Source organism: Aquirufa regiilacus (assembly GCF_032470275.1).
GTDB lineage: Bacteria > Bacteroidota > Bacteroidia > Cytophagales > Spirosomataceae > Aquirufa > Aquirufa regiilacus.
The window spans coordinates 46,366-57,499 of record NZ_JAVNWW010000007.1 but is presented as its reverse complement, the minus strand read 5'-3'; the positions used below and the strand labels follow the sequence as shown (position 1 = coordinate 57,499).

Here is an 11,134-nt window from a genome sequence, read left to right as displayed (position 1 = left end):
CCACTAAGCTTTGGCAATCCTTTAAGGTTTGCCAAAGCTAGGTCTTTCAGATGTAAATTTGACTTGAGAAACTGATAATTTCTCCTTAATTTTATTCTTCTATTTACCCTAAAATTTTCCATTTTGGCATTAATTAAATCTATTTCAGGTATTCGTGGGACCATCGGTGGAAAACCGGGTGACGGACTTAGTCCAATCGATGTGGTGACTTTTGCGGCGGCTTATGGCGCTTGGTTGAAAAGTACGAATCCTACTTCGAATCAAATTGTATTAGGTCGCGATGCACGGATCTCCGGTTCTATGGTATCCTCTTTGGTTGCAAACACCTTGATTGGTCTAGGTTGGAATGTGTTGGATATCGGCCTTTCTACCACACCTACGGTTGAATTAGCTGTGCCCTGGACGAAATCTGCTGGGGGTATAATCATCACGGCAAGTCACAATCCTGCTCAATGGAATGCATTGAAACTTTTGAATGCGGAAGGGGAGTTTATCTCCGACGAAGATGGAAAGGCTTTACTTCGTTTAGCTGAAAACCTTGATTTTAATTTTGTTGAGGTAACCGAATTAGGGAAGATTACAGAAGATGCGAGCTTTTTACAACAACATATCGATCACGTTTTGGGATTGAGATGGGTTGACAAGGCTGCGATTCAATCTAAAAACTTTAAGGTTTTGGTGGATGCGGTCAACTCTACGGGTGGCATCGTTGTTCCTCAATTATTGAATGCTTTAGGTGTTCAACAGGTGGATGTGATTTTTGGTGAACCCAATGGTCATTTTGGGCACAATCCAGAGCCCTTGCCGGAGAATTTGACAGCCATGATTGCTGAAATGAAAACGGGAAAATATAATTTAGGTATTGTGGTAGATCCAGATGTGGACCGCTTATGCTTTATTTCGGAAGATGGTACGCCATTTGGTGAAGAATATACCCTTGTTGCCATAGCTGATTATATTTTGGCCAAAGAAAAAGGAAATACCGTTTCAAATTTATCCTCAACAAGAGCGTTAGCCGATGTAACAAATCAGCACGGCGGTACATATTTTGCTGCAGCGGTAGGTGAGGTGAATGTCGTAACGAAAATGAAAGCTGAAAATGCCATCATTGGTGGTGAAGGTAATGGCGGCGTAATTTTCCCTGAATCACATTATGGTCGGGATGCGCTGGTAGGTATCGGATTGTTTTTAACACATTTGGCCTATAAAAATAAAACAGTTAGTGCGCTTCGGGCGGAATATCCGGCTTACATCATGTCGAAAAATAAGATTGAATTATCGGCAGATTTAAATGTCGATTTAATCTTAGCGACGGTCGCGGAACAATTTAAAGCGGAACGTGTCAATACGATCGATGGCGTGAAAATTGATTTCGCTGATCGCTGGGTACATTTACGTAAATCGAATACGGAGCCCATTATACGTATTTATTCGGAAGCTCCATCGGAGGCAGAAGCGAGTGGCTTGGCCCAACAAATCATGCAGGTGATCAAAGCGATTGCTAGCAAATAAGTAGAACATGACATCAACAACAAAAACACCTATTTACCTCGATAACGCGGCAACCACCCCGGTGGATCCGGCGGTTTGGCAGGAAATGCAGCCCTTTTTTGAGCAATTCACCGCGAATCCTTCGTCGATTCACTCGCATGGCCGACAAGCCAAAGTGATCGTCGAGAAAGCGCGTAAGGCTGTTGCTACCTTATTGAATGCTTCACCTGCGGAAATTTTCTTCACCTCAGGCGGTACAGAAGCGGATAATACGGTTATACAGTCGGCCGTTTTATATGGTGGTGTGAAGACCATTATCACATCTCCATTGGAACATCATGCGGTTTTGCATACGGCGGAGGCTTGGGAAAAATTGGGGATGGTGAAGGTTCACTTGGTTCAAATCAACGCGGAAGGTGATATTGATTTAGGTCATTTGGAAAGTTTATTGGCCGAAAATCCGAATGCTCTTGTATCGCTGATGCATGGAAATAATGAAATTGGAAATCTGTTGGATTTGAAAGCTGTGGGTGCATTATGCCAACAATACGGCGCTAGCTTCCATTCGGATACCGTGCAGACGATGGGGCATTTTACGCATGATGTGCAAGCGTTGCCAGTCGATTTTTTGGTAGGGGCGGCGCATAAGTTTCACGGTCCCAAAGGGATCGGATTTTTATATGCACGCGCGGGTGCTAAGTTTCATCCGTTGATGCATGGAGGTGCTCAGGAGCGTAACCAACGTGGCGGAACGGAAAATGTGTATGGGATGGTTGGTTTGGCCAAAGCGTTAAGCATGGCTTATGCGCAGATGGACGAACATATGGAACACATAAAATCCATTAAATCCTATTTTATTGAAGGTTTACAAAAACGCTTTCCAGGCATTCAGTTTAACGGTCGGTCGGGCGAAGTGGACAATAGTTTATATACCGTGTTAAACGTTCGCTTCCCGAGTGTTACGGATGGGGATATGCTTTTGTTCCAATTGGATATTGAGAAAATTTCCGCTTCGGGCGGAAGTGCCTGTTCGAGCGGAACTTCGGTGGGGTCACATGTGCTTTCGGCCTTGAATCCTACGGCAACAGGAGCTGCGATTCGTTTCTCATTCTCAAAGAATAATACGAAGGAAGAGATCGATCGGGTGCTGGAGGTGTTGGAACGCTTGGTGAAATAACGCTTTTAAATTCCCCAGACTAAAGTCTGGGGTTTCTAAAATCGTTCATTAACCCCAGACTTCAGTCTGGGGAATAATCTAATATGCTCTCGCAAACAATACACGCTTATTCGAAGGATTGCCAGTCAAAATACATTTGCCAGCTTCATCTTTAGCATCTAAAGGAATACAACGAATCGTCGCTTTGGTTAATTCCTTAATTTTCTCTTCTGTTTCCGAGCTGCCATCCCAGTGCGCCGAGATAAATCCGCCTTCCTCTAATTTAGCATTGAATTCGTCCCAAGTATTTACGACATGCGTTTTCTCCGTACGGAATGCCAAAGCCTTTGCATAGATTTTCGTTTGAATGTCTTCTAAGGTATCTAGTACAACCTGCTCTATTCCTTCGAAGGCCATGCTTGTTTTTTCGCGTGTGTCGCGGCGGGCTAATTCGATCGTGCCATTTTCCATGTCCCGATTTCCAATCGCCAAACGAACAGGAACACCTTTTAATTCGTATTCAGCAAATTTGAATCCAGGGCTTTGGTTGTCCGATGTATCAAACTTCACAGAAACACCGCTTTTGCGAAGTGATTTTACCAATGGATTAACTTTCTCAATGATGGCATTCAATTGCTCTTCGCCTTTGTAAATAGGCACAATAACGACCTGAATAGGGGCTAATTTGGGAGGTAATACCAAACCTTGGTCATCCGAGTGGGCCATGATTAAGGCTCCCATCAATCGGGTAGAAACACCCCAAGACGTACCCCAAACATAATCCAATTGATTTTCTTTGCTCAGGAATTTTACGTCAAACGCTTTGGCAAAGTTTTGGCCTAAAAAGTGAGAGGTTCCCGCTTGCAATGCTTTTCCATCTTGCATTAATGCTTCAATGCAATAGGTTTCATCGGCACCTGCAAAACGCTCATTAGCCGTTTTGATTCCTTTTACGACAGGCATTGCCATGAAGTTCTCAGCGAAATCTGCGTATACTTCTAACATTTGCTCTGTTTCCTCAATCGCCTCTTTTTTTGTTGCATGCGCGGTATGACCTTCTTGCCATAGGAATTCAGCGGTACGAAGGAAAAGACGTGTACGCATTTCCCAACGAACCACGTTGGCCCATTGATTGATCAATAAGGGTAAATCGCGGTAGGATTGAATCCAGTTTTTATAGGTTGACCAAATCACTGTTTCAGAGGTAGGTCTTACAATTAATTCTTCTTCTAATTTGGCATCAGGGTCCACAATGACACCCCCACCATTTGGGTCATTTTTGAGTCTGTAATGCGTAACGACCGCGCATTCTTTGGCAAAACCTTCTACGTGGGAAGCCTCTTTGGAAAGGAATGATTTTGGGATGAATAAAGGGAAATAGGCATTTGTATGGCCTGTTTCTTTAAACATATCATCCAATGCGCGTTGCATTTTTTCCCAAATAGAATAGCCATAGGGTTTGATAATCATACAGCCTCGTACTGCTGAATTTTCAGCTAAATCAGCTCTTTTTACTAACTCATTATACCATTCAGAATAGTTGTCGGCACGTGACGGTAAGGATTTACTCATATATTTTTTGGGAATCGTACTAGGTGGGTATTTATTTCGTTAATTTGTATGATCTTGAAATGGAAACTATTTTCAAGGTTCAAAGGTTAAATTTACGAATTAAACCATGAACTTAAAAATACTAGCTTGAACTCAGATCTTAATCCATTGAATGCCATGAAAAATTTAGGGATTGCCTCGGTATTGATTGCAATGATCGCATTGTTGAACGCATGTTCGATTTCTCAAACAGCCTTTGTTTCAGATGATTTATATGATAGTTATCAAAAACCAGCTGCTGTAGTCACAAAGCAAAAAAAAGCATCATATTTGAATTTTGAGGAAGATGCTCAGGTTATACAAGAAGAGGAGTCAACAGTCATTCAGGAAGAAGCCGATGTGAATTATTTGAATTCACGATCGGTATACCAACAAGGCTATAATTCAGGCTTTAATCAAGGTTTATTCACGTCCAATCCTTGGAATAATTGGTATTCAAATCCTTACATCAATTTTGGCATTGGATATTCAAATCGTTGGTATTCACCTTTGCAAGCTTGGCGTCTGAATGATCCATTTTATTCAGGCTTTGCCATGGGGACGAATTTCGGATATATGGGTGGTATGGGTTATGGATATAATTCGTTTGGTTTTTCTAGTCCTTATGGCTATTACGATCCTTTCTACGGCTATGTAGGGCCAGGAATGATGTTTGGTTATGGACCTGCTTATAATTACTACCATGGCTTTGGTCAAAATTATTACGGGGGTAATTTTTATCAATCCAATGTAGGGACATCGCAAGAGCCTATACAGCGTTACAATCGTGGACCGCGTGATGGTGGAGCTACCAATCGTTATGGAGGTGAGAACTATTCAAATACGCCACGAAGTAGTAATAATACCTACAATAGTCAAGGAACAAATCAACCGCGTGTGAATTCATCCGTGGGTAATTCGAATGCCCCAGTGCAAGCAGCACCTCGTAGAAATTCAAATGTAGAATACAGGCCATCTGCTCCACAGCAGAATTATGGTCAAAATAGAACGGAATCATACAGTTCTCCCTCATCCAATTATTCAGGAGGCTCTTATAACAGTGGTGGTGGTTCAAATGGTGGTTCTTCACGTGGTCCAAGATAATTTTATGAAACGCATATTTCAGATCTTCTCGCTTATTTTGGTAAGCTATATTGCTCATGCGCAGGTTTATACCTATCCGATGCTGGCAAAACAATTTTCCACCTCTTATGTGACGGGTTCTGCTCGCATGCAAGGTTTAGGTGGGACTCAGAGTGTATTAGGTGCTGATTTAAGTTCAATTGCCGGGAATGCCGCTGGTTTAGGGTTTTATTCTCGTTCTGAAGTTGGCTTAAATTTTGCATTGAACTCCTCCCAAACGGATGCAGACTATTTAAGTCAATCGACAAGTGGTACCAATAATCTGTTTCACATGCCTAATTTTGGTATCGTGATTTCGGGTGATTATTTGTCAAGTTCTTCTTGGCGAGGAGCCTTTGGTATTGGTTACTCACGTCAGGTTATTTTAACACAGCCTTTGAATATGGAGGGTACGAATAATCGGAGTTCTTATTTGGATCATTTAATTCAAAAAGCAGGGGATAAGGGTGCAACCGGGGCAAGTTTAGATAATGAATTTGATCCTGTTTACAATACGGCGGATAGTCCGGAAGCAGCAGCCTATCAAGCCTATTTAATCAATCCAAATGCAAAAACAGGTGGGGCTCCTTTTGAGCGATATTTGCCAAATTTACCCACGCAGCAATTTGGTTATGCTGTCAATTCGGGTTCGGTTTCACAATGGGATATTAGTTACGGCGCAGCCTATCAAGAACACTTATATGTAGGTCTTGGCCTACATTTTACGAAGCTGAATACATCTCAATCGCAATTATGGGAAGAGCGTTATGCGGGGAATAATTTTGTGGAAGGTTTTACTTATGAAGAGCAGTTAATTACGACGGGTTCAGGTATTTCTGCCTCATTGGGTGTTATTTATAAGTTGAAGCCCAATTTGCGCGTAGCATTAAATGTGCAATCGCCAACCTATTATGATAATATTAAGGAACAATTGACGGGTTCGATGTCTCCACAAATTTCGGAGATTCCTGTTACCGGAGGTTATATCACGAATGTAAAGCCGGTTAAATTGACCCCTAATGAGTTTACCTACCAGCTGGTGACACCTTTCCGAATTTCAGGTGGAATGGCCTATTTCTTCGGTAAAAGAGGTTTGCTAAGTGCTGATGTTGAAATGCTTAATTATGCTGGGATGTCAGTTGCTTCGGCAGAATTAGGACCTTACGCTAACCAACAGTTTAAAGATAAATACAACAGCCAAATCTCGAAAAACTACCAAACTGTGCTTAACATGAAAGTGGGAGCCGAGTTTCGTGTTTCGAGTGCATGGACCGTTCGTGGGGGGGCAGCATTGTATGGTAGTGGTTTTTCAAGTACGTATGATTCCATCGATCGCAATCAATTCCAGGTCTCGGGAGGTTTAGGTTATCGTAGTTCGGCATATTATGTGGACTTCGCTGTCGTTCAACGTACCGGCAAAGATGCCTATACCCCTTATACATTGAAAAATGCGGCCGATTATGCATCAGCCGCATTGACACTAACAAATACGCAGTTCACCTTAGGTGGTGGAATATTCTTCTAAACTGGCAGGTATTGGTCTAATAGCCACAATAATTGGCTTACCGTGATTTCGCCATCTACCTGGATGTCGGCTTGTTGGTAAAAAGATAAACGCTCTTCAAACGTCTTTTTGATGGAGGCAATGACTACCTCTTCACTTTGGCTTTTATCTAACAATGGACGGTTGTTTCCTTGCGCCTTGTAAAGTCGTTTGGCCAAATCGTTTACATCAACGTTTAGGAACACACTAACTCCATTTTCTTTGATGAAATCCATGTTGTCATTAAAGCATGGAATGCCTCCACCCGTTGCAATCACCATCGATTGATTCGGTTGGAAACCACGCAATGTCTTCTTTTCTAGTTCGCGAAAATGTGCTTCTCCGTAATTGGAAAAAATCTCAGAAACCGTTTTTTGTTCACGTGTTTCAATCAATTTATCCATATCTGTAAAGCTATACCCCAAATTTCTTGCTAATTCTTTCCCTAATGTACTCTTTCCTGATGAGGGCATTCCAACTAAATAGATATTCTTCATTCTTGCACTTATTGTTTTATATGTTGTTGAATTTCATCCGCATTGGGTAGTCGATAGGCCGACCATTTTCCTTTGACGGTTCCTTGGCTAATAAGCCAAAGTCCAGGACTTGAACGAATGATGGTTTTTAATACTTTGGTGTCCGCCGATAGGGCTGGAAATGCTAATTGGTACTCATGGCGCAATGCGTTAACATCCGCATCGGATGAGGCGCTTACCAACCAAACCGGAATCTTGACAGTTTTTGCCAACTGGCTAATGGTTTCAAATGCGGCTAATCGTGTATGGTGTACATTGGGTACGATGACGAGCAAATGATCGCCGCTAAATATTTTTTGAGTATAATCCGTTGTATCCCCATCAATCCATAAACGGTAGTCGGTAATTAATGGTCTAGCCTCTTTTTCATTGATCGCCTGCATGGAAACAAATTCTGCTTTTGGATCTGTAGGCATTTCGGCTAATTCAACATCCTTGCCATCAATTTTGTAGATATAGCTGAATTTCAAATCTTCCCGATTCTTCATATTCGAAGGAATATGTTGGCCTACGGCATAAGGCAATCCATCTTGAAGTGGGAGGTAGAAATAGCAATAGGTTCCTAGTCCGACACTTAATAGGGTAGATGCGATAACCCATTTTCCTGTCGCGCGGCTTTGCTTGATTTTGTCTGTTAAGAATAAGCTTAAGGTCAAAACAAGTAAGAATATATCCTTGCTAAAAGATGTCCACGGAGTTAATTTGATCGCCTCGCCAAAACAGCCACAATCAGTCACTTTATTGAAATAGGCTGAATAGAATGTCAGAAAGCTAAAAAAGATTAGTATTCCAACAAAGCTGTAGAGCGTCTTATTTGTTTTGTAATTCAGTGCTAAAGCAATGGCTAAAACAATTTCAGCGCTACTTAGCCCGATCGAAAAAAGAAGTGCCTGAGGAATAAGTAATTTCCAGAAACCAGCCATCCATGGAAAATCCACCGAGAAAACTTCGAAGTATTCCTCGAGTTTCAGTTGCGTTCCAATGGGATCATTAAGTTTGATTAGTCCGGAAAATAAAAAAATCCCGACCAAAACAAACGTGGCTATGTTGCGGTATTGCTTCATCCGAATTATTGCTGTTGGGCCATTTGCATTTGCTTCTCCTCGTTGAATTTGATCAAACAAAAGACAGCATAATTAAGCATGTCTTGGTAGTTGGCCTCCACACCCTCAGAAACGAGCGTTACACCTTGATTGTTTTCAATTTGTTTGGTGCGGAAAATTTTCATCAGGATTAAGTCCGTCATGCTACTGATGCGCATATCGCGCCATGCTTCGCCGTAATCGTGATTTTTGTTGCGCAAGAGTTCAAGGGTTGTTTCAACTTGGAGGTCGTAAAAACCACTTAATTCTTCTGGGCTAAATTCCATTTGATCGGATGATTCAAGTGATTTTTGAATCAATGCGATGATGCAATAATTGATGATTCCGATGAATTCTCCCTCGATGCCATCTTCGATGCGTTGCGTTCCTTTGTCTTGAATGCTTCGGATGCGTTGTGCTTTGATGAAGATTTGGTCAGTCAAACTAGGTAATCGTAAAATTCTCCAAGAGGTACCGTAATCTTTGTTTTTTTTATCAAACAAGGCTTTGCAGTATGAAATTACTTGGCGATATTCGATTTCAGTTTGGGAAGGCGCGGAGTCCTTATTCATACGGGTCTGTATTTTTAATTATAGCCTACAAAAATATTTAAATTATCCTAAATTTCGTTGATTTGAACGCTCTTTTTCCATCATTTCAAACAATTCGCGTACAGGGTCGAATCCTAAGCCTCGATAAGCCGCTTATCATGGGTATTTTAAATACAACTCCTGATTCTTTTTATGCGGGCAGTCGGGCATTGGATGTTTCTATTTGCCTAGAACGCGTAGCTGGAATGATTGCATTGGGCGCAGACATTATTGACATCGGTGGGCATTCTACGCGTCCAGGAGCAGCTCCTGTATCTGTTGAAGAGGAAATTGCACGTGTGGTTCCGGTTATTTCCTTGTTGCGCCAACAATTCCCTAGCCTTATAATCTCAATTGATACCTACCGTTTGTCCGTCGCAAAGGCTGCTATCGCCGCGGGTGCTGATATTTTGAATGATATTGGTGCAGGCCAAATGGATTCCGGAATCTTTGAGTGGGTTGCCCAAAATCAAGTGCCTTATATTTTATCGCACAGTAGGGGAGCCTTTGATCAAGTGCATGAAGTACCCGATTACCAAGATGTTGTTTCGGATGTGTGGTCGGATTTGGCTGAGAAGCTCCAACAATTACGTGTCTTGGGTGCTAAAGATGTGATTATTGACCCAGGTTTGGGGTTCTCTAAATCTATGGAACATAATTATGTTTTACTGGCTCATCTATCAGTTTTTAAAACATTGGGCGCTCCCATATTACTTGGTGTTTCTCGGAAGTCGATGATTTACAAAACTTTGGGTATCACGGCAGCTGAATCCTTGAATGGGACGTCGGTGTTGCATACAATTGCGCTCCAACAAGGCGCCAATATTTTACGGGTGCACGATGTGGCGGAGGCCAAAGAAGTGATCACTTTAGTTGCTAAACTACAATCGAATGGATTACCCAATTTGGATTAATGGGGCTTGGAAGCCGGCCCATGAAGCACATGTATCAGTCAAAGATATCGGGTTCTTGCGTGGCTATGGAATTTTTGATTTTTTTCGCATCATGGATGGGAAGCCTATTTTTTTAGCGGATCATTTGGCGCGCTTTGAGCGTTCGGCGGCTAAAATGGGTTTGAACTTGCCTTATTCAACAGAGGCTTTATCCGCTTGTATTTATGAATTAGCCTCCATGTCAACGGATGCCTGTTTAGGTGTTAAAATGGTATTGACAGGTGGTGAAAGTATGAATGGATATGTACCTGCTGAGCAAGCAAACCTATGGATTTTGCCCAGTGTTTTTCAGTTCACAGATCCAGAAAAGGGAATGCGTTTATTGAGCAAGGAATTTGTGCGGGAGATGGCGGATATCAAATCCTTGAATTATGCCTTTGGGATTCGACACATACCTGAAATGAAGGCCGCTGGTGCTGATGATTTGATTTATTACACGCAAAAGCATGGTGTCTCAGAATCTACCCGAAGTAATTTGTTTTATGTTAAAAACGGGGAGATTTTCACTCCTGATGTTCATATTTTGGAAGGAATTACCCGGATGAAAGTGTTGGAAATCGCAGGCCAACATTATCCGGTTCATGTTCAGCCATGTAACTTGGATGATTTTTTAACGGCCGACGAAGTATTTACAACTGGAAGTACGAAACGCGTGGTTCCCATATTAGCGATTGATGGGCAAACGATTGGTTCTGGTGAGCGAGGGCCGGTGGCGAAGCGATTGTATGATGAGTTGGTGAAATTAGAGGTATTGTAGAGACGCGATACTTCGCGTCTATTAATTTAAGACGCAAAGTGTCAAGTCGCTACAAAATATATATTATTATGATAGAATCGGCGCGAGGCGCCTCAAACTTTGGCAATCCTTGAAGGTTTGCCAAAGACAAAAACTCCAACGACTAAGGTCTAATAGCGAGCTATCGCGTCTCTACAAAATATGTGTTATGATAGAATCGGCGCGAGGCGCCTCAAACTTTGGCAATCTTTGAAGGTTTGCCAAAGACAAAAACTCCAACGGCTAAGGTTCAAGGTCTAATGTCTAATAGCGAGCTATCGCGTCTCTACAAATTC

General features: G+C 42.0%; 10 protein-coding genes. 6 read left to right on the top strand and 4 right to left on the bottom strand.

Going from position 1 to position 11,134, the window contains the following annotated elements; translation table 11 throughout:
* The first annotated feature begins 123 nt into the window (after nucleotides 1–123).
* On the top strand, nucleotides 124–1,512 hold the full coding sequence (glmM, locus tag PQG45_RS11240; RefSeq protein ID WP_315577650.1) for a phosphoglucosamine mutase: 1,389 nt from the start codon (nucleotides 124–126) through the stop codon (nucleotides 1,510–1,512).
* 7 nt (nucleotides 1,513–1,519) lie between these two features.
* Nucleotides 1,520–2,668 (top strand): cysteine desulfurase family protein, encoded by a 1,149-nt coding sequence (locus PQG45_RS11235; protein WP_315577649.1) that lies wholly within the window; start codon nucleotides 1,520–1,522, stop codon nucleotides 2,666–2,668.
* A 78-nt stretch (nucleotides 2,669–2,746) separates the two neighbouring features.
* On the opposite strand, the gene proS is transcribed toward PQG45_RS11235, so the two are convergent.
* Nucleotides 2,747–4,219 (bottom strand): proline--tRNA ligase, encoded by a 1,473-nt coding sequence (gene proS / locus PQG45_RS11230; protein ID WP_315577648.1) that lies wholly within the window; start codon nucleotides 4,217–4,219, stop codon nucleotides 2,747–2,749.
* Nucleotides 4,220–4,345: 126 nt separating this feature from the next.
* Between proS and PQG45_RS11225 the strand changes: the two genes are divergently transcribed.
* Together PQG45_RS11225 and PQG45_RS11220 are read left to right on the top strand one after the other, a co-directional pair.
* Nucleotides 4,346–5,341 (top strand): hypothetical protein, encoded by a 996-nt coding sequence (locus PQG45_RS11225; RefSeq protein WP_316070874.1) that lies wholly within the window; start codon nucleotides 4,346–4,348, stop codon nucleotides 5,339–5,341.
* 4 nt (nucleotides 5,342–5,345) lie between these two features.
* Nucleotides 5,346–6,884 carry an OmpP1/FadL family transporter gene (locus tag PQG45_RS11220; RefSeq protein ID WP_316070873.1) on the top strand — a complete coding sequence of 513 codons (1,539 nt, stop codon included), beginning with the start codon at nucleotides 5,346–5,348 and terminating at the stop codon, nucleotides 6,882–6,884.
* Here PQG45_RS11220 and PQG45_RS11215 read toward each other — a convergent pair.
* From PQG45_RS11215 to PQG45_RS11205, 3 genes are read right to left on the bottom strand one after another with little or no spacing between them, the layout of a single operon-like run.
* Nucleotides 6,881–7,399 carry a shikimate kinase gene (locus PQG45_RS11215; RefSeq protein ID WP_315577645.1) on the bottom strand — a complete coding sequence of 173 codons (519 nt, stop codon included), beginning with the start codon at nucleotides 7,397–7,399 and terminating at the stop codon, nucleotides 6,881–6,883. The two genes, PQG45_RS11220 and PQG45_RS11215, sit on opposite strands and share 4 nt — an antisense overlap.
* A gap of 8 nt (nucleotides 7,400–7,407) precedes the next feature.
* On the bottom strand, nucleotides 7,408–8,562 hold the full coding sequence (locus PQG45_RS11210) for a BT_3928 family protein (protein WP_316070872.1): 1,155 nt from the start codon (nucleotides 8,560–8,562) through the stop codon (nucleotides 7,408–7,410).
* Nucleotides 8,508–9,092 (bottom strand): DUF1599 domain-containing protein, encoded by a 585-nt coding sequence (locus tag PQG45_RS11205; RefSeq protein ID WP_315577643.1) that lies wholly within the window; start codon nucleotides 9,090–9,092, stop codon nucleotides 8,508–8,510. Before PQG45_RS11205 ends, PQG45_RS11210 begins: the two co-directional genes overlap by 55 nt.
* Nucleotides 9,093–9,154: 62 nt before the next feature.
* Here PQG45_RS11205 and folP point away from each other — a divergent pair, with 62 nt between their 5' ends.
* Together folP and PQG45_RS11195 are read left to right on the top strand one after the other, a co-directional pair.
* Nucleotides 9,155–10,024, top strand: coding sequence for a dihydropteroate synthase (gene folP, locus PQG45_RS11200; RefSeq protein ID WP_315577642.1), 870 nt, complete (start codon nucleotides 9,155–9,157; stop codon nucleotides 10,022–10,024).
* Complete coding sequence (locus tag PQG45_RS11195) at nucleotides 10,002–10,820, top strand: aminotransferase class IV (RefSeq protein ID WP_315577641.1); 819 nt, start codon at nucleotides 10,002–10,004, stop codon at nucleotides 10,818–10,820. The genes folP and PQG45_RS11195 overlap by 23 nt, the downstream gene beginning before the upstream one ends.
* Nucleotides 10,821–11,134: the final 314 nt, after the last annotated feature.